Source organism: Alteromonas sp. KUL49, from assembly GCF_006538345.1.
Classification (GTDB): domain Bacteria; phylum Pseudomonadota; class Gammaproteobacteria; order Enterobacterales; family Alteromonadaceae; genus Alteromonas.
Map to the genome: position 1 here is coordinate 344,850 of NZ_BJKL01000002.1, position 25,765 is coordinate 370,614.

General features: G+C 43.1%; 18 protein-coding genes and 1 pseudogene. 11 read left to right on the top strand and 8 right to left on the bottom strand.

Translation table 11 applies throughout. From position 1 onward, the window contains the following. Positions 1-506: 506 nt before the first annotated feature. From EYS00_RS20825 to EYS00_RS04725, 5 genes and pseudogenes are all read left to right on the top strand, one after another. Positions 507-1,091: a DUF4982 domain-containing protein gene (locus EYS00_RS20825; RefSeq protein ID WP_242618662.1), complete on the top strand. Its 585-nt coding sequence runs from the start codon at positions 507-509 to the stop codon at positions 1,089-1,091. A 53-nt stretch (positions 1,092-1,144) separates the two neighbouring features. Then, positions 1,145-2,590 carry a mannitol dehydrogenase family protein gene (locus EYS00_RS04705; RefSeq protein ID WP_130635399.1) on the top strand — a complete coding sequence of 482 codons (1,446 nt, stop codon included), beginning with the start codon at positions 1,145-1,147 and terminating at the stop codon, positions 2,588-2,590. A 152-nt stretch (positions 2,591-2,742) separates the two neighbouring features. After that, positions 2,743-4,242, top strand: a complete 1,500-nt coding sequence (locus EYS00_RS04710) for a bifunctional UDP-sugar hydrolase/5'-nucleotidase (protein WP_130635400.1) — start codon at positions 2,743-2,745, stop codon at positions 4,240-4,242. A 1,079-nt stretch (positions 4,243-5,321) separates the two neighbouring features. Continuing rightward, positions 5,322-5,836: pseudogene (locus tag EYS00_RS21250) on the top strand (GGDEF domain-containing protein). Positions 5,837-5,928: 92 nt separating this feature from the next. Further along, the gene (locus EYS00_RS04725; RefSeq protein WP_130635402.1) at positions 5,929-6,720 is read left to right on the top strand and encodes an ABC transporter substrate-binding protein; all 792 of its coding nucleotides are present in this window, start codon (positions 5,929-5,931) and stop codon (positions 6,718-6,720) included. A gap of 100 nt (positions 6,721-6,820) precedes the next feature. Here the strand turns inward: EYS00_RS04725 and creD are convergent, their stop codons facing one another. The 3 genes from creD to creB form a co-directional block, all read right to left on the bottom strand. After that, positions 6,821-8,188 carry a cell envelope integrity protein CreD gene (creD, locus tag EYS00_RS04730; protein WP_130635403.1) on the bottom strand — a complete coding sequence of 456 codons (1,368 nt, stop codon included), beginning with the start codon at positions 8,186-8,188 and terminating at the stop codon, positions 6,821-6,823. 76 nt (positions 8,189-8,264) lie between these two features. Then, on the bottom strand, positions 8,265-9,683 hold the full coding sequence (gene creC / locus EYS00_RS04735; RefSeq protein ID WP_130635404.1) for a two-component system sensor histidine kinase CreC: 1,419 nt from the start codon (positions 9,681-9,683) through the stop codon (positions 8,265-8,267). 20 nt (positions 9,684-9,703) lie between these two features. Beyond that, positions 9,704-10,366, bottom strand: coding sequence for a two-component system response regulator CreB (gene creB, locus EYS00_RS04740; RefSeq protein ID WP_130635405.1), 663 nt, complete (start codon positions 10,364-10,366; stop codon positions 9,704-9,706). Between the two features lie 250 nt (positions 10,367-10,616). Between creB and EYS00_RS04745 the strand changes: the two genes are divergently transcribed. Further along, on the top strand, positions 10,617-12,671 hold the full coding sequence (locus tag EYS00_RS04745; protein ID WP_130635406.1) for a methyl-accepting chemotaxis protein: 2,055 nt from the start codon (positions 10,617-10,619) through the stop codon (positions 12,669-12,671). 103 nt (positions 12,672-12,774) lie between these two features. Continuing rightward, positions 12,775-13,665: a LysR family transcriptional regulator gene (locus EYS00_RS04750; RefSeq protein ID WP_130635407.1), complete on the top strand. Its 891-nt coding sequence runs from the start codon at positions 12,775-12,777 to the stop codon at positions 13,663-13,665. A gap of 23 nt (positions 13,666-13,688) precedes the next feature. Here the strand turns inward: EYS00_RS04750 and EYS00_RS04755 are convergent, their stop codons facing one another. Together EYS00_RS04755 and EYS00_RS04760 are read right to left on the bottom strand one after the other, a co-directional pair. Then, a complete protein-coding gene (locus EYS00_RS04755; RefSeq protein WP_130635408.1) occupies positions 13,689-14,381 on the bottom strand; it encodes a pirin family protein in 693 nt (230 codons plus the stop codon). A 100-nt stretch (positions 14,382-14,481) separates the two neighbouring features. Continuing rightward, entirely contained in the window at positions 14,482-15,333 is an 852-nt protein-coding gene (locus EYS00_RS04760) for a pirin family protein (protein WP_130635409.1), read from the bottom strand. 294 nt (positions 15,334-15,627) lie between these two features. Here EYS00_RS04760 and EYS00_RS04765 point away from each other — a divergent pair, with 294 nt between their 5' ends. From EYS00_RS04765 to EYS00_RS04775, 3 genes are all read left to right on the top strand, one after another. Beyond that, the gene (locus EYS00_RS04765) at positions 15,628-16,224 is read left to right on the top strand and encodes an FMN-dependent NADH-azoreductase (RefSeq protein WP_130635410.1); all 597 of its coding nucleotides are present in this window, start codon (positions 15,628-15,630) and stop codon (positions 16,222-16,224) included. Positions 16,225-16,441: 217 nt separating this feature from the next. After that, on the top strand, positions 16,442-18,508 hold the full coding sequence (locus EYS00_RS04770; protein ID WP_130635411.1) for a methyl-accepting chemotaxis protein: 2,067 nt from the start codon (positions 16,442-16,444) through the stop codon (positions 18,506-18,508). Between the two features lie 144 nt (positions 18,509-18,652). Further along, on the top strand, positions 18,653-19,294 hold the full coding sequence (locus EYS00_RS04775; RefSeq protein ID WP_130635412.1) for a peroxiredoxin-like family protein: 642 nt from the start codon (positions 18,653-18,655) through the stop codon (positions 19,292-19,294). Positions 19,295-19,341: 47 nt separating this feature from the next. Here EYS00_RS04775 and EYS00_RS04780 read toward each other — a convergent pair whose 3' ends face one another. Both EYS00_RS04780 and EYS00_RS04785 read right to left on the bottom strand, forming a co-directional pair. Further along, positions 19,342-20,271, bottom strand: coding sequence for an SRPBCC family protein (locus EYS00_RS04780; RefSeq protein WP_130635413.1), 930 nt, complete (start codon positions 20,269-20,271; stop codon positions 19,342-19,344). Positions 20,272-20,376: 105 nt separating this feature from the next. Further along, on the bottom strand, positions 20,377-21,114 hold the full coding sequence (locus EYS00_RS04785; protein WP_130635414.1) for a dienelactone hydrolase family protein: 738 nt from the start codon (positions 21,112-21,114) through the stop codon (positions 20,377-20,379). 180 nt (positions 21,115-21,294) lie between these two features. Here EYS00_RS04785 and EYS00_RS04790 point away from each other — a divergent pair, with 180 nt between their 5' ends. Next, on the top strand, positions 21,295-22,641 hold the full coding sequence (locus EYS00_RS04790; RefSeq protein WP_130635415.1) for a M24 family metallopeptidase: 1,347 nt from the start codon (positions 21,295-21,297) through the stop codon (positions 22,639-22,641). Positions 22,642-22,713: 72 nt separating this feature from the next. Here EYS00_RS04790 and EYS00_RS04795 read toward each other — a convergent pair whose 3' ends face one another. Next, complete coding sequence (locus tag EYS00_RS04795; protein WP_165399307.1) at positions 22,714-25,716, bottom strand: DUF3857 domain-containing transglutaminase family protein; 3,003 nt, start codon at positions 25,714-25,716, stop codon at positions 22,714-22,716. Positions 25,717-25,765: the final 49 nt, after the last annotated feature.

A 25,765-nucleotide genomic window follows, 5' to 3' on the forward strand; every position in this document is an offset into this window, starting at 1 on the left:
TAACTACACTAAGAAAGTACTATCCGGGCTGGGACATTGTGGATGCCTTTTCGCCAAGTATTTGGGCAGGCTGGTATGGCGGCGCTTATAACCAGTATCAAGCGGCATTAGAACATGCCATGGAAAAGTATCCTGCATTTTTGCATATGGAATATGGCGGCTCTAGTCACGTAGGCCGACACACTGAGACGCCTGTCAGTGCCGATGGATTGCAAGACGCTCAAGTATCTGTAGCGGAGGCAGTTAATCAAGCAGTCGTGAAAAGTGTGGCAAAAGACTCTGATTGGAACGAAAGCTACATCGTCGATCTATTTGACTGGCATTTAAATGTCTCTGAATCCCTACCTAACTTTGCCGGTAATGCCCAATGGGCCTTCAAAGACTTTGGTACGCCATTACGTCCAGAAAACCCCATACCCTATATCAATATGAAAGGGCTTGTGGACCGTAATGGCAACCCAAAAGATGCCTACTATGTGTTTGCTAGTTACTGGAGCACTGACCCTATGTGTTGGATCGAATCCCACACATGGACACACCGAAGTGGCCCAAAAGAAGGGCGAGACGTCACAGTTTATTGCAACACCAGCGAGGCCGAGCTTTTCCTCAATGGTGATTCTCTCGGGCGTAAGACAAAACAACCCAATGTGGTTCCAGCTGGTGGTTTAGTATGGAAAGTCCCCTTTGTGGAGGGTGATAATCAGCTGCATGTCAATGGATTAAACGACGACCATATTGTAGCTAGTGACACACTTGCCGTTAATTATCTTATTGGAAATAATGGAGATTTTGATCATATCCGCTTAACAATTTCAACTGTGGATAAGGATAAATACATGATTCACGCGGAAGCTAGAGATGCCAGTGGGAATCGAGTACTCGACTATGCAGAACGCGCCTACTTTTTCAATATTGGTGACAACGGACAACTCGTTGAAAACCATGGAACCCCTACACAAAGCAGCACAATAGAAATGGCGAACGGTTACGCCGCCATCGAGTTCGAACTCGGTGATTACCCTAGTACCATCGAATTTAGAACGCAAAATATAAAAGGCGTTTATGTTGAGGTTCCGGGAAAGCAAGAGTAGCCCATAGTGGTTAGATAAGTGTTGTGAGTTTAGAACTAGAAAGAGGAATAGCTGTGTCTTTAGGACGTCTAACTCGGGGTGATGAATCAGCCCCTAATGTCGGTATTGTTCACTTGGGTGTGGGTGCTTTCCATAGAGGTCATCAAGCATGGTATACGCACAAGGCGATGAAACACAGTGACGGCGACTGGGGGATCCTCGGTGTAAGCTTGCGCTCAGGCAAGGTTGCAGAGCAGCTCAATCCACAGGGTGGTGCTTATACACTCGTAGAACAAGATGAGAGAAACATATCCACTGAGCTAGTTACTTCATTAACACAAGTGCTGGTAGCGCCAAATAATCCGCAAGACGTGCTCGATGCACTGGCCGATGCGTCGGTTAAGATTGTCAGCCTGACTATCACAGAAAAAGGTTACTGCCATCAGCCTTCTGATGGTCAGTTGAACTTTGATAGCCCTGAAATTCAATACGATCTTGCGCACCCAGATGCTCCAGTGACCGCGATTGGTTTCTTAGTGTATGCAATGCAATCACGCATTGCTAAAGGTATTCCCGCATTTTCCGTACTGAGTTGTGACAATCTAAGAGCGAATGGACTTCTACTACAAAATCTTATTCTGGCTTTTGCAGAGAGAATCTCGCCCCTTTTAGCAGAGCAAATACAGTCCCAGTATACTTTCCCCTGCTGCATGGTCGACCGAATAGTGCCCAGCATAGACGAAACTAAACGTCAGGCCTTCTGCCAAGTACTTGATGTGGACGACCAGGCAATTGTGGTCACTGAGCCATTCCATCAATGGGTTATTGAAGATATGTTTGTTCAAGGTAGACCGGCGTGGGAAAAGGTAGGTGCGCTCATGGTCTCTAGCGTACACAACTACGAGTCAATGAAGTTACAATTGCTCAATGGCAGCCACTCAGCGATTGCCTACATAGGCAAGTTAAGCGGCTTTGATACAGTCAGTGCAGCGGTGCAACACCCACCTTTCAGACGGTATCTTCATGAACTCATGTTAACTGAACTCTTACCGAGTTTAATCATTCCGCCAGAGATCAACGTCTATCATTACTGTGAGCAATTACTTCATCGATTTTCCAACACACGCTTAGTCCACGAAACTCAACAAATAGCGATGGATGGTACGCAGAAACTTCCGCAGCGTTGGATGAAGCCCCTTACCTACCAGCTAAACCATGGGCTGTGTGCCGAACGTCTGTACTTTGCGATTGCTAATTGGATCCAATTCTCTTCTGGAAAAGGTTTAAATGGCGAACCAATGAAAGTACAAGACCCCATCGCAGAGGATCTTTCACTATGCTTCAACAGCGATGTAAAGCTATGGGTGGAATCCATACTCGCCCTACCTAACTTATTTGATGAAGCCGTCGCTTCAGACGCTTTAGTCGTAGAATCAATTACCCACTGGTTAACTAGACTTCAGTACGTTGATAGCCCCATGGCGTTACTCAGTGAGGTGATTGCCAAGTCCGAGAAATAAAAATAATGAATGTAATGCTATTTATCCCAATATATGCGCATTTTCATACGTTTGATTAGTTGAAGGATGTTTAACCCTTAGTTACTCTTACATTAAAGTAATGTTCTATCAGTAGTAATCTCGCGACTTATAGTATTTGCGCTGGGGTATAAATGGTTAGTAACACTCGGTTGTTAAAAATGGCATTAGTGCTGATAGCATTGGTGTGTTTCGCCGTTGAAAGTAAAGCGAAGCAGATAACGCTAGTACTCGCCGCCGATATGCCCAATATCACCGACCCGGAATCAGGCCGATATGCAGAGTTAAAAAGTTTACTCGACAGATACAGAGAACAACAACCTCCAGTATTCTTTGTGTTCGGTGGTGGTTCAATTGGTCCAAGTGCCATGTCATCGTTTGACCGTGGCTCACACATCATAGACATACTCAACACGCTAGAGCCCGATGTTATGGGTGTCACCAAGCGAGAGTTTAGTTACTTTGAAGATGAGTTGTCACTTCGCGCTTATGAAGCTGCGTTTCCCATTGTTGCGTCAAATGTACTCGACAAACGCTTTGATGATACCCCTGATGGTTTATTCAAATCGGTCATTATTGAAAAGCAGGGAGTAAAACTAGGTGTAATATCGCTATTAAATGAGCGCATAATCGAAGAATACTTGCTTCATAATATCACCGTAATGAATCCACGAGAGATATCAGAGCAAGTCGCCGAAGACCTCAGAACCAAAGGCGCCGATACTATTTTACTCCACTATTCGTTCCCCTTTCCCTTTGTTCCCGAACTTATTGACTCAAACATTATTGATATAGCAGTGATGTCCGATACTAGGCTGAGAGAAAAGTATCAAACTTTAAGTACTAACGATCAAACACTGCTACTCGATAAGAGCGGCGATATTCTTGTGGCTACACTCGAAGTAACTAACCGCGAAACCAGGTTAAACAACGTAGATAGATACTCGCTAAAGACATTGAATGCCGCCCCCGCTGTTCAGCTACAGGTAAATAGCTACCAAATGCGACTTGATCGCTTACTCGACGAACGGATAGGTATTTGGAAGACCAATGTATTTACCACCACAAGCGATGTGAGAAGCAAAGAGAATCTTTTTGCTAACTTTGTTACCGATAGTATGAGAACTTACGCGCAAACTGATATTTCGTTATTGAACGGCGGAAGTATTCGAGGAAATACAACATATCTCAACCAACAAAATATTACTCGCCGTGACATAACCACAGAGCTTCCTTTTCGATCTTCTCTGGTAAGTATTAACCTCACGGGTAAACAACTTTTAGATGGATTGGAGAACGGTTTATCGCAAGTAGAGTTTTTAAAAGGTGGTTTTCCTCACTTTTCTGGAATGACAGTCGAGTTTTCTGCAGATAAACCTGCTGGAAATCGAGTATTACAGGTAAGCATTGCCGGAAAACCGCTGAACGAAAATGCCATGTACAGCCTGGCGACTACTGATTATTTGGCAAGCGGTGGGGACGGTTATTTGAGTTTCTCTCAAGACACTCAGTTAAGAGAAATTACCGATTTTGATGTACTCATATCCGACTTGGTCATACAACAAATTAGAATTCAGGACGGTGTTAGTGGCGAAATAGAGGGGCGCATCACCAATGCGTCGGAGGTGCAATAATGGAAAGAGTCAATAAAAGCGCCTCTATCCTTTACTTTACGTACCTACAGATCGCAATTTTGGCACTGTTCATTTTTGTCACTACGTTTAGTCTGTCTAGGCTTTCTGACATCCAAACGACGCTGAGTTATCTCACAGTTGATGTGGTACCGACAGTCATCAACGGAGCGCAAGTTAGTCAAGAAGTGGAACATCTTGTATTTTTGACAGTCTCTTTATCAAATGCAACGAATCAACCTACACGAAGAATAATTACTAAAAAACTCGAGGATGTATTCAAAAAACTAAAGACTACCGCGCGATATCAAGAAGTAAATACAGGATTCTTATCCACACAACTTACGGTACTATCAAAAGAGCTAGAGGAACTGGAATCCCTGGTAGATAGACGATTAAAGCTCGAAGAAAGTCTAGAGAAAAACATTAATAGCTTCTTTTCAGCAGCCAATGAACTTCACTCGTTTGCGACCACTGCAGATGAAAAAACGCTAGTAACCGAAATACTGCTTTTAGCGGTTCACATCGAGCAGCAAAATCGAATTCATCAACTTAGAGATACCGAGCATCAACTCCAAGCGAGTCTAGAGAAGTTAAACGCCCTGAATATAAACCCCGAGATGAAGGGGAAATTGCAAAGCTTGTATGCCATGTTGATTGGCAATACTGGTATCATTAACCAGAAAATTGAGGCATTAAGGGTAAGAGGGCGCACCATAGGCAGAGGCAATTTTGTTAAGAATCTCGTCAATGACGTCGCCAACAATCTCAACCTAAATGCTCGGTCAACCTATCAACAACTTCAGTCAGATGCCAAAACTACCGAGGCTCGCATTTCAAATCAGACACGCATTGCGCTAATTGCCGGAGCCATAACCGCAGTGCTCACCTTATGTATGATATACGTGCTGCACAGGCGCATTGTTTACCGTTTGATCAAACTCAATAACCAAGTCGACAACGCATCATCTTCAGACTTAGAACCCATCGATATCCAAGGTAGTGATGAAATAGCCAAGCTAGCAGATACCTTCTCTGTTTACTTAAAACGTGTGAAAGAGCAAGAAATCGAACTCCTCAACATGTCGTTAACCGATCCGCTTACCGGTATCCCGAATCGAAGGGCTTTTGATCAAAAAATCCGTGCAGAAATCGCCAGTGCCTCCAGACAAAACTGGCCAATGAGCTTGTTGCTGATTGATATCGACTTTTTCAAAAAATACAACGACTACTATGGGCATTCAGAAGGTGATAATTGTCTAATAAGCGTCGCAGAGAGTTTACAAAGCAACGTTAAACGCGAGACAGACTTGTGCGCGAGATACGGCGGTGAAGAATTCGTTTTGTACTGCCCCACACTGACGGTAAAGGTGCAAAAATCAAAGCAGAACAAATCAGAAATGCTATTCAAGAACTTGAGTTAGAACATGAAGATAACGCTCCTTATGGTATCGTGACCATAAGTATTGGTATTGCCACTTTCGCATACAGTCGAGAAAAACTTAAAAGCTTAGACAGTCTAATAGATAGCGCGGACCAAGCCCTCTATAGGGCCAAAGCTGAGGGTAGGAACCGTTCTGTGCATATTGATGATTAGCCACTGTTGTGATGCGTTGCCATTATTTGCATGCACCCTAAAACGAATAACGCTCAGGTCATTGACACCGCTAAACAACTAAAATAGTTTTAATGCTCGCCACAATAGTATTGAGTATTTGTTTGCGCCATTTTTACCATGCCGCTGTTTTTTGCCTAGTTTGTGCCATCAGTTTGTCGAGCTACCCAGTCATCGCCGAAATTCAACGTCTTCGTCTCGCTGTTGAACCGTCTCCACCGTTTTCTCACATTGATGACGAAGGTGTTGTCACTGGTCTGGAGGTTGATATAGCAGATGCATTGGCTACTGAGATGGGAACTTTGTTAGAGACAGTAGCTTGCCCATGGGCGAGATGTTTAAAAATGGCCGAGCAAGGTGATGTAGACATAGTAATCGGCTTGTCCAAAACCTCGGCGCGAGAACAAAAATTCGTATTTTTGGACCCTCCTTTCATTTCATCGATTCTTGAAATATCAGCATATCAGCGAGCCGATGCAAGATTTGACGTATCATCTTTGGCAGACTTCAGAGCGCTAAAAGTTGGTGTACAAAGAGGAGCAGTACATTTCAAAGCCTTTGACAATGATCCGCTTATTACGAAGATTTACGTCAAAGACATTCAATCTTTGTTCAATATGTTACTCGTGGGTCGAGTGGATGTTTTTCTTATGCCTACTGTAGCGGCCAATGAGTATCTTTTCGAATTTGATACTGAGAATGAAATCAAACGTGCTAGTTTCACGCAACACATCGATCAAGGTGGCTATATAGCCGTGTCAAAAAAATCACCACTGATTGAAAACTTGGAGACACTTCAGCAGGTTTTAGGTAACCTTAAAAGCACAGGAAAACTAGAAACAATTCTTAACAAATACAATCTCTAATCTCCGTACACTTCAAATAGAGCTTATTACTCTTTTTTTTGAGACAATCATAAGCGCTGGTGCAGCCCATTCGGCTACACCGCCTATGAGATTTGCGCCTCTACGATAGATATTCTTCTTTAGACTCAGAATCCTTATTCGAAGCTAGTAAACCATACCAGTCCACGTGTCTCGTCAGTACCATTACCGTCGCAAGTACAATAAAGCTCAGTGACGCCCCAGCAAGTAATGCAGTGTCTTCCATACTAATGATGAAGTACAAGGTCGCGTAAAGTAGTACGAGTAGTCCCATGAAACCCCATAAATAGAAACGTTCTTGCAAAACAGGCTTCATATAAAAATAGATGATGCCAATGCAACCTACTGCACCGATAACATAAGATAGCGCAAAGTAAATGTGCTCGGAGAGTGATAAAAGTAGTAGATAGAAAATAGCATTTGCAAGTCCCACTAAAATGTACTGAATAGGGTGAATGGCCCGCTTTGCAAGTACCTCAAATAGGAGAAAAATCGTAAAGCACAACCCAATAAAAAGGATGCCATACTTTGTTGAGCGATCGGTTTGTGTGTAAATATCGACGGGGTTGATATGGCTCACCCCCATACTACTAGCAAGCAGTTGTTTACACGCTTTCTCGTTACAAGCCGACAGCTTGTCATCAATATTACTCGCATAGGAAGTAACGGACCACTTCGCCACATAACCATCACTGTCAATCTGGCTCGATGTTGGAAGAAATCCCCCATCAAACCTTGGGTGCGGCCAATTAGCTTTTGTTGTCAATTCGGTCTGTAGCCCAGTAGGAAAAATATCTAGTGACTCCATTCCGCGAAGCTCTATTTCAAAAGCAAAATTTATTGGGTTTTGATTGTGGCTCAATACATCTTGTGGCAGAGGAACATGTATCCCTCCCGTTGGTGCTACAGATTGATTTCCAGAAGAAAAATTTAAACTTGTATCATTCCATTGCAGTGAAGATATTCGATTAATTCCTCTCACATCTGAGATAAGCGTCACCGCGTACGGAGCAAAAAATTCCACATTGTCTGTTCCCAAATCAGCTGAAATTCGCTCGAAGAGTTCTTTAAAAAAATTTCTTTCTAGAGTGCCATTGACCCGTATGACACTGGTATAAATCGGCACATTGAAGATACCGATCACCTTGTTACTGTGCGCTAGTTCACTTTCAATAGATAGCAAACTTGGAGCAACCATTTTCACATGATGATCATACTTAACAACCGTTAAATCTCCATCCTTTGCAATGACGGGTACTTTGTAGGGAAGCGCAATTACCAAAGGCGCTAACTGCTGACTCGATGTCCAGCTACTCGCCACCTTATCTTTCGCTTCGTCAAAATAGCGTTCTCGTTCAGAGATCTTTCCTGATATGACAGTTAAAACTAACACTAGCGCGACTGTGATTACTACGACTGCTATACACTTGTTTGTGATTGATTGTTGCATTGAAAGCTCCTTGCCTGGTTAAGTCATCGCAAGACTAGCCTTCATATTTGTGGTTAAAATGTGGTTTTGGTGTGCTCTAAGAAATAGGTAGTTTTAACGTGGCGCGCACCCCCTCAGTTACGTTCTCGATGATAACCTCACCTTGGTGGAGAACCGCGATTTGTTTTACAAAACACAGTCCCAACCCCGTACTTTTTTGGCGACTATCGGGTCGAGGTAGGCTGTAAAATCGCTCGAATATTCTGTCTAGTGCGTACTCAGGAATTAGCTCGCCTGTGTTGGTAACCTGAATTTCCGCAGTATTACTCACCTTTGATTGAACTCGAATATCACTCCCCTCGTGTGCGAAGGCGATAGCGTTCAATATCAAGTTATCGAGTGCTTGCGTGAGTAAAAATTGATCTCCCAAAAGCTCACCTGTACAAACATCAATGTTAAAGTTCAACCCGCGCTCAATCAACAAATGCTTTTTACCTTGAATGACGGTATCAACTAAATTTTGAACAGAAACAGTTTCAGATTTAACAATACCGCCTTGTTTTTCTATGGCAACTAGTTGAAGTAGGCGAGTCACCATAGTATCCATTCTTGTGATCTCTTGCTCAATGTTGCCCACAAACTTTAGACGTTGCTCCGCAGGCATTGGGGCCGTTAACAGTTCACTTGCGCCTTTAATTGCTGCAATAGGACTCTTCAATTCATGAGTAAGCGTATGCACATAGTTTTCTACATAGTCTTTGCCCTCTAGCTCAGACTTCATGTTCTCAATAGAGAGTGCGAGTTTCGAAAGTTCAGATTCGTAGACTTTAGGTAAAACGGCAGGCTTACTTTGGCTAACGTTGTCTGCATATGTCACCAACTTTTTTACGGACCTTGTCAGCAAAACAACGATGGTGAAGGCGATGAGTAATGAGGCTAAGACCACCAAACCGCCGCGAATAATTATCTTGCGGTGTGCTCGATCAATGAAGGGTTGGACCAGCACATTGGGTTTGGCTATCGTCAGCGAACCGATAATTTCACCGTCGTGCATTACCGGTGCGGCGACATGCATGACAGAGCTTAGTTCATCGTTTGGATCCGACTTGGTACTGCGAGCTCCGTACTCTCCTCGTAGCGTCAGGTACACGTCATTCCACTGCGAATAGTCACTTCCAATATCTTTACCAGAGGTATCAAATCTCACAATGCCATCTGCGTCAGTAATATAAATGCGTAAATTACTCGACTGGATTGGTACGTTGTAAATTCTATAACCATACTGCCGGTTGATTACCTTATTCATGGCCTTCGAGAAGTGTGGCAGCGCATTAGGAGATTGGTAAAACTCGGGACCAACCAATGCCGCCAGCAAATTTGCAGTATCGATGAGACTGTGCTCGGTAGATTGACGGATACCGGGTTTTATTTCAGACATAAAACTATTGAGAAACACCACGCTAGCAATTAGCACAATGATCACGTACGCACTGAAGATACGCAGCGTTAAGCTCATTCTAACCTCTCATAGAAAGGCTATAACCCAGACCCCCGGTGAGTAACTATGGGAGAAGACTGCTTATCAATCGACTTCAACTTGGCACGAATAGTTTTGATATGCGTATCGATAACACGGTCAATACTGTCTTGATGTTCCCGCCATACGCGCTCCATCAATTGCTCTCGGGTAAAAACACGCTCCTGATGTCGAATAAGTAGAGCGAGGATACCAAACTCATAAGTGGTTAATGTTAATAAAACACCCTTAAAATGTATCGTATGCCTGTCCTCATCAAGAGAAAATATTGAAGCTTCAATGGGTTCCAGTGGCTTATTTTTTCTGAGTCGCAATTTAACCCTTGCCACTAATTCTCTTGGGCTAAAGGGTTTAACTACATAGTCATCGCCGCCTATCTCCAAGCCTATGACGCGATCGATTTCCTCGCCTCTGGCTGTTAAAAAGATAATGGGCACTTCAGAGAAGGCTCGAATCTGTTTACAGACTTCAAAACCACTTGTATCTGGTAGTCCCACATCCAGAATAACTAAATCGTATTTACTAGGAGAATGCTTCAGCATCTCAATGCCATCAACACCAAGGCTCGACCAATCACTGGTAAACCCCTCCATCGATAGCGCATAGATTAGGTTGTCTGCTATAGAAGCTTCATCGTCAATAATAAGAATGTGATTCTGCATGGGTCGGTTTAACTAGTGTTTATGGCTTAGCAATTACTAACTAACAAGTTGAGCAAAATTCTATGAATATCTTGCATTTACGTTAGCCGACACCAGACAAAATTACAACTATGAGCAAGTTATGTGCTAAATCTTAAAAATCTCCCCAAAGACAAAGTTGACATAAAACAATACAATTGTTAACAATAAGTATAATTTACTTACCCAGTATATTGTTGTTCAAGCCTTCTGTGTGGTTGAGGAGTACGTAGTGAAGAACTTGTTTAACGCCGTTAACATCAAAACCCGCTTGTTTGTACTTGTAGTAATACCGCTGCTGGTAACCATTTTATTATCAGGTGAAAGGCTCAGCCATGCACTCGGCAGCCAAGAAAAAATCGATAACCTGAGTCTAGTCCTCGACTATGCCGAGGTAACTTATCCACTCATATCGGCAAGCCTTCAAGAAAGCTTTTATAGCCGTTTATATATCGATGCGGGCGAAACTGTACACTCAGACTACAGGTCTAAACTCAATCGTGCTCGTGAACGTGCTATAGCATCGCAGAAAATTTACGAGCAATTCATTGCTGACAAACAGGCGCAATTGCGCAGTTTTACTTCCCTTTATAGTCATATTGAACTAGTAAAAGAACTGCTCTCTAACTCAGAGCATCTACGAGAAGCAACCAACAACAAGCAACACTATGTCCCTGCTGCTGAAAATCAGCTCAACAGAGATATTCACACGATGTACGAGCAAACGCTGCTGATACGCAAACTTGTGCTGAGTTTAAGCGAGATAGCCGTATTAGCTACTCAACATGAAGCACTAGGAAAGCAAGCAAATGCCTACTACAACTTAGTCGCCGCGAGTGCCGAATCTTCGTTTCACAACAATATGATTTACACCGCAATTAATAATCAGCTAGACGTATATATTTTTGGAGAGATTTACTCTGGCGCGACTAAAATGCATAGTTATCAGGAGCTTTTCTTGTCTTTTGCTAGCTCGCGAGCGCGCACAGCGTTTAACAAAATGATAGAAAACAGCGACTACAAAGTGGCTGATACAATTGGCTTGCAAGCGCGCAGTAATATCTATTCACAGGTGAATAAACCACTCACAGTATCGTCCTCGTTAGATTGGGAAGACACATCATCACGGGTATTCGATCTTTACCAACAAGCAATCAATGAAGTACTCGGTGAACTCATTGAAACCAGAGATAACACGGTTGAAGAAGCGAGATTTCTTGTTATTCAAACCACTGTCTTATTAATCACGCTTTTAGTGGTTATTGCCTGCTTTGCATATGTAGTAAGCAAAAGTATTACGGCACCGCTAAAGAATGTGGTATCCGCTTTGGTAAATTTGGCAAAAACGAAAGACATGACAGTAAAGCTCAGTGACACTGGTAGAAACGAAATATCAGAGTTGGGATCGGCAATCAATAAGCTACTAGATAGCTTCAAAGGCACCTTGCAACAGGTGAAACAAGAAGCTCGTAATGTGGATACATCTAGTAGCGATGTCATTCTTAAAATGCAGGAGTCCACCCATCTCAGCGCTAACCAGCTCGATGCTACAGACAGTATTTCTGTAGCGATTAATCAAATGAGCGCCACGATTAGTCAGGTGGCAGAAATGGCCAATAACACTTCATCCGTGGTTAATCATGCCCATGAACTCTCAATCAACAGTGCGACAGACGCAGAAGCATCAAAACAAATGATGACTAAGCTCACAGAGGAACTTGGCAATACGAGCGATGTTGTTAATGATTTAAAAGTACAGTCTAAAGATATCGGCAACGTACTCAACGTTATTCAAGACATTGCCGAACAAACCAACCTTCTCGCTCTGAATGCCGCGATTGAAGCTGCCAGAGCGGGTGAAATGGGCAGAGGTTTTGCAGTAGTTGCCGATGAAGTTCGCAACTTAGCGGGGCGGACGCAAACCTCTACAGCACAAATTCACGAACAAATTGAAAAGCTTCAAAGTGGAGCACAAGCTGCCACACAGAAAATGCTCAACTTGCAAACTGAGGGAAACAGCGCGGTAGACATGGTGGTGAAAGGTAACCAAGCGTTCGATGTTCTGCGTGATGAGTTAGACCAAATCAATAATATGGCCACTCAAATCGCAACAGCTTCAGACGAGCAGACAAGTGTAGCCAACGTTATCAACGAGCGTATCATTGCTATTCGAGACGACTCAGAAACCATATCTCGAAAAACCAATCAGGCGTCAGAATCAGCATCGGGACTGCGTGAAACAGAACAGCGTCTTAATCAATACATCAACGAATTTACATTTGAGTAAGTTATTGCAGCTCGATTCCCGTTCGATTCAACAGAACGTTGAAGTTAAAGAGAAGGGCTAATAGTATCTAAAACAGAATACGTATTTCTCACTGGAACCTATTATGTTGAAGATCACCCTTGAGCAGTGGCGCATGTTTTTAGCGGTTGTCGAGTATGGCGGCTTTAATCAAGCGTCTGTGGGGGTTCATAAAAGCCAGTCGAGTATTCATAGTGCGGTTAACAAAATCGAGCACGCGCTGGGTGTAAAACTCTTCTCCATTGAAGGTCGTAAAACCACACTCACTCAAGCCGGAGAGTTAATGCTTCGCCGGGCAAACTATCTACTTGAAGAGGCAGAAAAAGTAGAAGCCATTGGTCTAAACCTTGGCGAGGGTATTGAAACTAAGCTAAGAATAGCGGTTGATGAAATATTTCCCCCACATCTGATATATAAAGTGTGTGACGCAGTGTCAAAGGAGTTTCCCGTGCTTCGTATTGAGCTCATGGAATCAGTACTTAGCGGGTCGACTGAATTACTGAAAAACTCAGAAGTTGATATTGCCATTGCTCCCTATCCTGTCAGTGGCTTGTTTAGTGAAGAGCTTTGTGAAATTGATTTTCTGGCAGTTGCTAGCCCTACTCACCCACTCAATACAGCTGAGGGAGAACGAACATTTGAAGATCTCAAATCCCATCGCCAAATTGTGGTTCGAGATTCTTCATTATCAGCGAAGAAAGATGCAGGTTGGCTTGGCGCTGAGCAACGATGGACTGTCACTCATATACGCACCTCAGTTGACATGATAGTGAATGGCTTTGGTTTTGCTTGGCTACCTGTTCCATTGATTGAAAACCAACTGCAAGAAAACAAGCTACAAGCGATAAAATTGAGTATGAATTCTCGTAGGAAGGCCAAACTGCATTTGCTGTTTAACGATGCTGACAGCTTGGGCCCAGCCGCTCGCGCCTTCCTTGGCGAGCTAAGATATCTTTGCTTAAACGAGCTCGGCTAAGCTTATTAAGTACCTAAGTACAACTATACCGGTGGTAGATCGAACCAAAGCGCCTCAATCGTGCTTTTTGCTGTCAACGACACTTTTTCGTTGTTGCCTAGCGCAAAAGCATCGCCAGCGCTGAGTAACTCTTCTTGAGCTTCTAACTCTCCTTTAATGATATGCAAGTAGCCTACTCTATTGCCTGTTGACAACTCGTATCCTTCACCGGGTTCAAGCACCAAACGGTACATGCTCGCATTTTGGTTCATCGACAGTGAGCCAGCTTCACCGTTAGGTGTCACCAAAGGTGTTAGCTGACCGTCTTGAGCAATCGCTTTTTGTTCGTAACCCGGCTCGATACCCATAACATTGGGCTGAATCCAAATTTGTAAAAACTTCACATCCTCAGTGTTTGACGCATTGAACTCGGAGTGCATAACTCCTTTTCCTGCGCTCATTCGCTGAATTTCACCCGCCGGCACCTCATAGCTATTTCCCGTGCTGTCTTTATGCTTCAACGCACCTTCGATAACGTACGAAATAATTTCCATATCTCGGTGACCATGAGTATCAAAACCAGCCCCAGGTTTAACCGTATCATCGTTGATCACTCGTAGCACAGACACGCCCATATGATTCGGGTCGTAGTAACTGCCAAATGAAAAACTATGCTTGCTTTGCAACCAACCGAAGTTTGCTGTACCTCTGCTGTCAGACTTTCTTACGTATTTCATTATCTATCCTCGAATTGATTTAGTAGGGCTAGTCTACTCGAGTCGTTAATAAAGATTTATTAGCAATAATCGGGTACATGATTCGATTAAATCGAATGAATCAAAGAGGAATAAATTCCTTATCATCACCAGGGATTGTTGGAAATTTACCGTTTTTCCAGTCTTCCTTTGCTTGTTCAATACGACTTTTACTAAACGACACAAAATTCCAGTGCATGTACGGCACGGTTTCAAACTTATCGCCGCCCAACATCACAAAGCGTCCACATTCCTCAACCTGAATTTGCTTGTCATCTTCATCCAGCAAGACAAACTCTCCCTGGTTATAACTGTTTTCTCCAATGGTCAACTTGCCAGATACTACAAAAACGGCAGTCTCTTGCTTGGCATTTGGCTTATCAATAACACTCCCTTCTGACGCAGCAATATCAATATAGAACATGGGGGAGTAGCTTTTTACCGGTGAACTCATTCCATAAGCTTCACCTACAACCAATCTCATCATCACACCTTCGTGAATGAAGTGAGGCAAATCTTGTTTTTTCACGTGGGTAAAAGAGGGCTCTAGCTCTGCCATATGCTCAGGTAATGCTATCCAGCACTGCAGGCCGCTGATGGAGTGTTTGTTTGCTCGTACCTCAAAAGATTCTCGCTCCGAATGCACTATTCCTTTACCAGCAGTCATCCAATTTACGTCACCCGGAGAGATTTCCAAATGATTGCCCAAAGAATCTCGGTGTAATATCGAGCCGTCGAATAAATAGGTTAATGTAGATAGTCCAATGTGAGGATGGGGGCGCACATTAATGCCCTTTCCTGCTGGGAAGTCACTGGGCCCCATTTGATCAAAGAAAATAAATGGCCCCACCATGCGCTTTTCTTGATGAGGCAGTACTCGTTTTACGAATAAACCACCCAGGTCGTGCTCTGCGGCTACCAATGTTTTTGCCATAACCAACTCCCTACTTGTAATGAATGTTGTGTTTACGTCACTTGCGAATATTGCGATTAAAAAACGATGTCAACTATAGCAACAGGCTGCACTGAGTTTGCATCAGTAAAAATAGTACAAACCATTCGGCATAAACGAACTAGCAATTTCGCAGAGTTCATTGGCTCTATCAAACATTCTGTTTTTTCGAACGTAGTGTCTTAATTTTACAAATTTTGCTTATCACTCATTCAGTCAATAATAACTATCAAGTTACAGATACCGAACCCAACTGCACTATAAGGCGAACCTTACATGAGCAATATTTTACTGATCAAATCATCATTAAATGGCGAGCAAAGCAAATCAAATACTCTGGCAAATCAACTGGCTGAACAGTTTACAACGCTGCAAAACGCCAACGTTATCACCCGTGATATCGCGGCAGAACCTCTATCTCATTTATCACAAGCAGAAATAGGCGCTTGGATGACACCAGAAGCGGACAGATCTCAAGCGCAAGTTGAACTGGTCAATGTGTCAGATACGCTGATAAACGAAGTACAAAACAGTGACACCTTGATTGTTGCTATTCCCATGTACAATTTTGGTGTTCCCTCCACGTTTAAAGCATGGGCTGATCGTATTGCTCGCGCAGGAATTACTTTTAAATACACTGAAACAGGCCCATTGGGACTGCTAGAAAACAAACGTGTGATTGTTGTTGCTACTCGTGGAGGCATGTATCAGGGGACTGAAAAAGACTCTCAAACTCAGTTTTTGAAAGACTTTTTCGCATTCATCGGATTAACAAACATTCAGTTTGTCTATGCAGAAGGTCTCAACATGCCAAACGGCGAACAGAGCTTTTCTGAAGCTCAAGCTAAACTAGAGCAAGTAGTAAACGCCTAACTCCTTCGAAACTATCAAAAAAACCGCTCATTTTCTTCGAAATGTGCGGTTTTTTTATGTTCGTCGCCGGTCAAATTTAATACTAAATGTGAACTAAATGTTGATTATTAATCAAAAGATGTCATATTTAATCATTAAAGCCTACACGTAATCATATATACGCACGGCAACTTGGGTAAAAATAAGTTAAGACAGAACTGAACGTAGGTAGTTGTTCATGAAAATAATAAATGCTCTCTCGGTCAAATCGAAAGTTTTCTTGCTCGTATTAATCCCCTTGGCTGCTTTAACGTTCTTTACTGTCGACAAAGTCAATCATGCCAACAAGCAACGGCAGCAACTTCAGCAAGTTGACGTACTACTTGAATATTTTCAGGTACTTTCTGCTTTACTAAACGCGTATCAAGAAGAGCTAATGTACTCTAACTTCTTCGTTGAATTCTCCAGTAGAGATAAAGATGACCCTCGCATAGGCGACGTTAGTAGAAAACTTAAGGAGGCGAGAGTCAATGTAGATACCTCTTACCGTGCCTACAAAGCTTACGTTAATGCCACTGATAACCAGAGCGTCCTTAACAGCATTCCCACATTGCAAACCTCAATCAAGAAAATTCAAGAGCGATTAAATCGAACAAATATTCGAAGAGATATTGTTGACCAAGGTAAGAAAAATGCACCGAACGCTGATGGAAGTGCGAAAATTTGGCCGTTGGGAGAAATGCGAACCACGGTATCACAGTTAGTGCAAAGTGCCGTTGCCGTTACGATAGGTACCGCACAAAACAAGCAACTCTCAGCGCTGAGCAACGCGTTTTATAGCATTTTGCGCGCTAAGAGTACCAATATGCTCCTACTTGTTCAGGTATTTCAAGGCGCAGAAACCAATGTGAGTGGTAGCCGTTTTGCCGCCATTATTTCTGCTAAAAATATGGAGGCTACATTCTTAGAGGACTTCAAAAACTACGCCTCATCCTCTGTATTGAAAGCGTACAATGCAAGAATTGGGGACAATCAAGACTTCTCTAGCTACTTGGCCCTGGTTGAAGAAATACGTAAAAAAGCCTCAAATCAAATTGGAAATCAAATTGATGTTGATAGACAAACCTTGGATGCTTTACATGATGCCGTAGTGCAAAGTTATGGTGAGTTACAGAGTGACATACTTCGCATCATACAAGAAGAAAAGTCTCAGCAACTTCAGCGTGCAAACGTTGAACTCACAACCACTGTCTGTGCTGCACTTGTCATGATTGCAGTCATACTCGTATTCTCCAAAATTATTATCTCTAGCATCGTTACACCTTTAAGATATTTGGTACAGCTGCTTCGCGAACTATCCACAACCAAAAACTTAACGCTAAGAAGTGACATCAAAGAAAACAACGAAATTGGTGAGCTCAGTCGCACAGTGAACACGCTTATTGATTCATTCGAATCGACACTGAGTTTGATAAAAGAAAATATTGCTAGCCTAAAAGGGAGCTCGCAAGACGTAGCATCATCGATGGAAACGTCTTTCTCTTCTATTGAGCAGCAAAATGAAGCAACGCACAGTATATCCGTAGCAGTAGAAGAGCTTTCAGCAACTATCGAAGAGGTGGTTAACGTGACGCAGGTCGCGTCGGAAAATGCTGAACAAGCGCTATCCATGGCAGTGATCAGTGAACAAGATGTCATTCGATGCACCGAATCTATGGAGCATTTGTCTGAAGAACTTGTATCGACTCAACAATTAGTCACTCAACTTAACGAGCAATCTGAGAGTATTGGGCAAGTCACAAAAATTATCACAGGCATCGCGGAACAAACCAACTTATTAGCACTTAATGCCGCCATCGAAGCAGCAAGAGCGGGTGAAAATGGCAGAGGTTTTGCCGTGGTCGCGGATGAAGTGCGCGAGCTGTCAATGCGAACCCAACAGTCCACTATACAGATCCAGCAAAACATCGAAGCGCTATCTACCGGCGCACAAGCAACGCTGGATAAAGTATCAACACTAGAGAAAACAGGCAAAAACACCCTCTCTGTGGTCGAGGCATTCTCAACATCGTTCGGTAAAATAAAGTCTAGCCTCAATGCGATCTCTGACATTAATAGCCAAATTGCAGTATCTTCGCGAGAGCAATCTACCGTTGCTCAAGACATCACCATGCGAATATCACTTATCAACGACAACGCTACTGATATTGCTCAAAAAGGCAACCACGTACTATCAACATCAATGAATATTTCAGAGAATACGGCAACGCTACACGAGAGAATTAGCGTTTTCGAGTTTGATTAATAAACCATCTGTTTAGCGATTCACTGTGCTCATTTAATAAAAATTTTAATGAGCCTGTGAAAGATTACACGTATTCTCTCGGTCTTTGTTTCCTCACAGCGCTTATGCGCGACGTAAAAGAAAATCAAAACTTGGGAGAATCCAATGAAAAAGTATGTGGCTATTGCTGTATTAGCGCTCAGTAGTCTGTTCGGTGCCTCTGGTGTTATCGCCTTAGAACGTGGTGTTATTGCAGAGGAAGCAGATGCGGTTACTCCACTACTCAACGGTCATATGGCACCGTCAACCACGTTACAAATGGCAGATGGTACCCCTGTGAGCTTAAAAGCATTGACCATGCAAAAGCCTACTATTGTATTGTTTTATCGCGGCGGCTGGTGTCCATATTGTAATCGTCAGCTAGCTCAATTAAAGGATATTGAGAAAGATCTTGTAGACCTTGGCTATCAGATTTTAGCAATATCCCCTGAAACGCCAGAGCGTCTACAAGAACAAAAACTTGAGACTGAATTTTTGGTTACGTTGTTATCTGATGCTTCACTAGACACCATTCGCGAGTTTGGTATCGGGTTTTACGTAGACGATACCACGGCTGAAAAATACAAAGGTTACGGTATTGGACTTTCTATGGACGCAGAGGGTCGCCCAGTACTTCCAGCACCCGCTATTTTTATGCTAAGTGAGGAAGGTCAGGTACTTTTCAGCTATGTTAACCCTGATTTCAAAGTACGTCCGTCAGCTGAACTGGTACTTGCCGCTGCAACTGCATTGAAGCAAGAAGACTAACGAAGAGATTCAAAAGCCACATACCTGATGGCATGTGGCTTATCTACTCAGTTTTTAAGCGGAAAGAACACGCTGGTTTTTAGTTCTTTGGGTTTGACTTCCATGGGGCTATTCCAGTACTGCTCAAATGGATAGTCTTTCCCCTTTAACTTCTTGTTTTGCATATTCATCATGCCCATCGCCCAAGCATTGCCCAGAAACTCATAACTACCGTTGTGTTTTATTTCTAGCGCTCTACCATTCGACACACTGCCTGAGACATAATGACTATCAAGCTCGAGGTCATCTAAATTTTCATCAGAAACGGCAGCGATATACGTAGCAACGCCTTTCTTCAAATCAAACTTGGGGTATACGCATATCCAATGCTCAGCCGCTTTTTTCCCCTGAATGACAATGTCATTGACAATTTTTTCAAAGTCTTTGGACATGGTGTCAGGCATATCTGAAATAGCCACAGTACGCTGAATTCCTCGATATGAGAAACCTCGGTAGTCCATAATGTCACTGTTTATAGTTTCACAGTCTAGTGAGCCTTCCTCGGCAATAGCTTTAATCATCTTAAGACCGCGTTCATAATCCATACCCACATAGGTCTTTATTGATTTAATCATGAAAAACAGGAAAAAAGGCATACTGGAATCCATTGTCCACGTAACCTTGGTCTGACCGTCCGAGGGTTCTAGTAAAAAGCTTACATCCGCTTTTGATTTCCACGGCTTAAAGAACTCTAAATTGTAGTCAATACGCTCAGGTGACGATTCACGAATAGTATTTTGACCTGCGCCAATAAGCGCTCCATCCCAACGCATACTGTGCCCAGGTTGATTTACATCGCCTTCCACAGTCACCTCACACTCTGGTTCGAGTACTACCCAAGGTGACCAAGAATTCCAGTGATTAAAATCTTCGATTAACGGTCGAACCGTCTCATATGGCGCGCTGATAACAATACTTTTTGTGACATTAAATTTCATGGCAATTCCAAATTCTGCTGAAACCAAGTATAAAAACTATACTACGCCTAACTCGCAATTAGGCCAGACTATTTTGTGAACAAAGATAACTAATTTACTGGTTCCCTACGCTAGCGTTCGGTTAAATAGCGCTACTGACTGCACATACATTTGAATCGCCAATGCTGGGTCAAAGCGATCTCCTTCATCACGCATAAACGCATGCTGTGCATTGACTTCTTGCCACTGAAAATTAATGCCGTGCTGCTGACAGGCGTTGTAAATCTTTATTCGACCCTCTGCGGGTACATGAGGGTCTTGTTTACCAAATACGAAGTGAATTTCACCTTGAATGTCTTTCATTCGCTCAAAAGAGTTATTGCCCGGTTGCGCAGGTAAAGTGTCACTGTGGATATCGGTGGCATACAAACAAAATGCACTTTCAATCTTCGGGTTGAGTGCCGCTCTGTAAGCCAAATGACCACCAATACAAACTCCCATTACACCTACGTTGCCATTGCACCCCTCTAGTGATTGGGCAAATGCAATGAGTGCTTCGGTATCACTGTCATGAGATTCCAGGGGCTTAGTCCATTTATCGTTATTACCCTTTTCCTTACCTTCATCATCATAGCCCAGCACAGTACCAATGGGATTTAGCTCATGAAAAACCTCCGGCACTAACACGTGAAACCCATGCCCAGCTAAAATTGCGGCAGTACGAGCAATAGGTGCAGTTTGTTGAAAGATTTCTGAATAAAAGATGATACAAGGGTAGTTACCTGCCTCAACCGGCGAATAACGGTAAGTGCGCATGGTTCCAGTAGGCGTTTCAATATCGTGCTGAAAATTAGAAATGATCATAATCGTGTTTTAAGAAATAAGGGATTCAATAGGCTAGATTGAACGGTATAGCGGGGCATTTGTAAATACGCTAGCTGGTAGTACCAACTCATGGCTTGTACAAAATATAGAAGTAACACACTGATCTTTATCACAATCACTGGCATACTGAAGTTCAAATATCCAACAACAGCCACCACTATGTCTAAAATACTCGCATCAATGCTAGCCATATTTTCTGTAATGCTTAACGCACAAGAGTTTACTCAAGGGCGTCAGGTCACTGAAATGCCCAGTGTGCTCTCGTTCAAAGACAGAGTGACACCATTAAACGACATGGTGGTAGACAGGTTAGATAATCTACTCCCCACATTGATGGCTGAAGCAGATATTGATATGTGGTTGGTCATTAATCGTGAGTATGGCGAAGATCGGCTCTTCTTCACCCTAGTACCCCAACCCACCTTTGCGGCACGACGTACCACCATGTTGGTGTTCAGTAAACAAGAAGATGGCACTGTTGAGCGGTTTAGCGTGAGCCGATATGCGATTGGTGATGTTTATCCCACGATATGGGATGGCGGTTCAAAAGCTGAGCAGTGGCTGCGATTGGCGCAAATCATCGAAGAACGAGATCCCCAACGCATTGGCATCAACACTAGCAAAGATTGGGCACTAGCAGACGGTTTAAGTGTTGGATTATACAACCAGCTGGTTGCTAACCTCCCTGCAAAGTACCAAGAGCGACTGGTCAGTGCGGAAAACCTTGTGGTTCGTTGGTTGGAAACCCGTACAGAAAAAGAGCTACAGGTATATCCTCAAGTAGTCAGTATTGCGAGAGGTGTTATCGCTGAAGCCTTTTCAAATAAAGTCATTACACCAGGTGTAACTACTACAGACGATGTTGCTTGGTATATTCGAGAGCGGTTCGAGGAACTTCAAGTGCGGCCTTGGTTTCAACCCTATGTTAATGTCCAGCGCCAGGGTGATAAGACGACCAAAGAAGATGTATTTATGGGTGCTCCGGGAATGCTAATTGAACCCGGAGACATACTGCATACCGATGTAGGTATTTGCTATTTGAATCTGTGTACAGACACCCAAGAAATGGCTTATGTGTTACGCCTAGGCGAAAGTGACGTTCCCGAAGGCCTAAAAGAAGCACTGGGTGTGGGCAACCAATGGCAAGACATACTCACAGGTAACTTCACCACCGGTAGCACTGGGAATGAAATACTGGCCAACACAATTGCCGACAGTAAAGCCGCAAGTATCATCAGCAGCACCTATACTCATCCGCTGGGTTTCGTAGGCCACGCCTCGGGCCCAACCATTGGCATGTGGGACAACCAAGGTCCAACCCCAGTACAAGGTGATTGGAAACTCTATCCAAATACGGTTTACGCTATTGAAGGGAATATAGCGACGCAAGTGCCCGAATGGGACAACCAGTGGATCCAAATAAAACTGGAACAAGACGCCGTATTTGACGGTAAAAACGTTTGGTATTTAGCAGGTCGCCAAACACAGTGGCACGTCATTAACTAACATATGAAAGTCCGGTCGTGATTGATACTCAATGACCGGACTGCATTTTTGGGATAGTAAGACCGATACTCGCTATTCCTTACTATTCATCCATCGTTGTTTGAGCTCACTGACAAAGATGTCATCTTTATCATTGATTGCAGACACAAAGAGAATAAAAGTAGAACTGTCATCACGAGTTATCGTCACAATAGTATTATCAAATTCATTGTCTGCAGGCTCTACTTCGATGTCGGACACCTCAGTAAATAAAGCAACGTCTGATTGAAAAACGCCGTCTTCATCTTTCCAATAAGAGAACACGCGATTGTCAGTAAAGCCGTTCCCGTCCTCTTTGATGTCCCAAATTGCATCGCTGTAAAAATAGAGAATAGTTTCATTCGCAGGAATAATCTTTTGACGGTAAAAGAACTTAAGATGATGAGCCATGAGTTGACTCTCATCTATCACTTCATCACTGGGGAAGAGTGCAGTTGAGGTCAATGCCAAAAACCCGAGTAATGGGAACCAAAGGATCCCATTAAACACATGACGTGTTTGCCACTTAGAGTTGTATTCGATCGCGTCGCAGTCATTTTGGTTAAACTGATTTACCGCAATAACGAAAGGGAGTAAAAGTAAGGCCAACGCAAACATTGAAAGTACGATTAATAGTTCATTTTCCACTGCCCACTGAAATACAGATACACCCAAGTAACCCACCGTCAGTAATACTGCGATGAAACGACTAAATAGGTACGGATTATTCCCATGCTCAGCATGTTCTTTCTTTAACGCGTTATAGAAAGGATAAAGCCAGAGTACCAAGAAAATTCCGCGAACAATTGGCATCATTGGTTGACCCGTTTGTTGCTTAACCGCTTTCCAGTTTCGGTACATCCAGTAGGCTTCGAATATCCCTAATGTAGCTATGCTCATGAAAACAAACTTGACTGGCGAAATCGGATAAAAACGCGATTGCTCGAAGCTAGGCCTTTGTCCAGATTCCATTCTCCACTCGATGATGACATAGGTAATCCCTAGAATGTACAAGATGGCGATGAGTCCGATGACAGAAGCATTAACAAATTCGTCGTTGGTAACCGTCTCAGATTCAGTCTGTTCAGCATACTTCATAATACCGAAGTAGGTGTTGTCCATTAACGCTTCACGCTCAGACAAATACTCCTCGATTTTATCAGCGGGAATATTGTCGGTTTTTGCGTTGAACTGATAAAGCAGTGTGAGTACTTTGCCATCGAACCTTGCCGAAAAATCAAAGGCATAAAAATCATTGTTTTGAGAGAAGTCCTCATCGTAGAACTCCCAATCATCCTCTTGAAACGTCACTTCAATGCGATATTTGATATTGTTTGGGTAAATAAAATCCAACGGCCCGTTGCGATGTATATCATCTGGTTTATAAACACTGTTTCGAATCACACCGGGATAAAAATCCGTTTCCCACCCTTCCTCATCTTCCTCCCAAAATTCAGTGATACTGTAGACCTCATCCAACCGCAAAACACCTGACTGTGCGTTATTGTTTACCACCAGCGATTCATCGAGGGATAACCCAGGATATCTACGCTGATAAAAGCTAACATAGTCCTGTTCTACATTCTTTTGACCATCCTGTTCGAGGCGCCACAGAACCCTCATGGCTTCATAACCTGTGTAAGTACTCTCTACTTCAAACCGAATAGCGTCAGTGACGCTCTCAGGAATAGTGTAACGCTCAACAATGGATTCCTCGTTGTTTTCCCCGTTAACGGCCATGAATGTCAGATCTTTTTCGCCCTCTTTTAATACTAAGCCATAACCATAATCCGGCTGATAAAGCTCATCTAGTTCTCCGAATTGCGCGCTTAACGTTGGGTCTAGCCAGTACACCTTGTCGTTAAACTCAACCTTAACGATCACGTGATTGAACATGGCAACGCCGGCAGGTAAATTTATTAAGGTTTTGGTGTAATCAGTGTCTACAAGAGCAGGATACGCATTGACCCCTAAAGCATCGAGCAGCGCGATAAGTAATGCGGTTTTGTCCTTACAGTCACCATACTTTAGCGCCAAGGTTTCATGGGGCGAGGTGGGCATATGAGAGTTCTGCCCCATTTCTAAACCGACATAGCGGACTCGCTCTTGAACATATTGCAACGCCGCTACAATCTGTTCAATAGTGGTTTTATGTGATGCTGTGATTTGGTCAGCAACCATACGAATATCTGGATGGGTATCGCCAAACTGGTACATGGGGTATGCCCAATCGATGACTTCACCCCAGTCAGCTGTCTCATTAAAGTAAGCCGCATCATAAGGGTCGTACCAATCTGGTGTTTCACTTGAAACAACGAGGGGTGGCTCGTCTTCCATTGAAAAAAGATACTCAGTAAACCCGTTCAACTCCCTTTCAGCATAGGTTAAATCGGTATAGCGGGTCTCAATATTCAGAGCGCTAGGTTTACCCCACAGTACTCGAAGATTTTGACGATAGAGAGGTACATTCCAACGCAAGCCTTGAGCATACGAAAACAACCCTTTGTATACGGGATTTGCACCAAACCGAGTATAGCTGTAGTCAATGGTGTCGCCGGGTTGAACATCTTCCAGCAATACATTGAGCGTTAAATCACCGTTATAAATGAGACTGTCTAGGTCGTCTTCACGATTGAAAATAGATAATCTAGCTTCATCTATTTTATTGATTACCTCGCCTTGTCGAATAACGGCGAGGTGGTTTAATACTAACTTTTGATAGGCTGGGTCGAAGTCGATATTAATTTGTGAGCTGGTTTCCACCCCAGTCTTATTGACCGCAGTTTCGGTATAGCGGGTGTACGACGCCCTTGTTCCGTCTTGCTCTACACGTATTTGGTTATCCAATAGTTGGTAGTAAACACCATTTCTTATTTGACCCTCAGGAATGTCTTCCCTTAGCTCAACATCCAGAATATTTACCCAACTAGGAGCTGGTTCAACATGCAAATGCTCACTTTCATACCCTTGTGCAAACGCCAGATTTGTTAACACTAAGTGAGTGAGCAATAAAAGAATAGAGTACGAAACGAAACATCGTTGACGGTTGGAATTCAAGCAAAAGTCCTTTTTTATTAGTAGGTAGAGTACAACGAAACACAAAAGC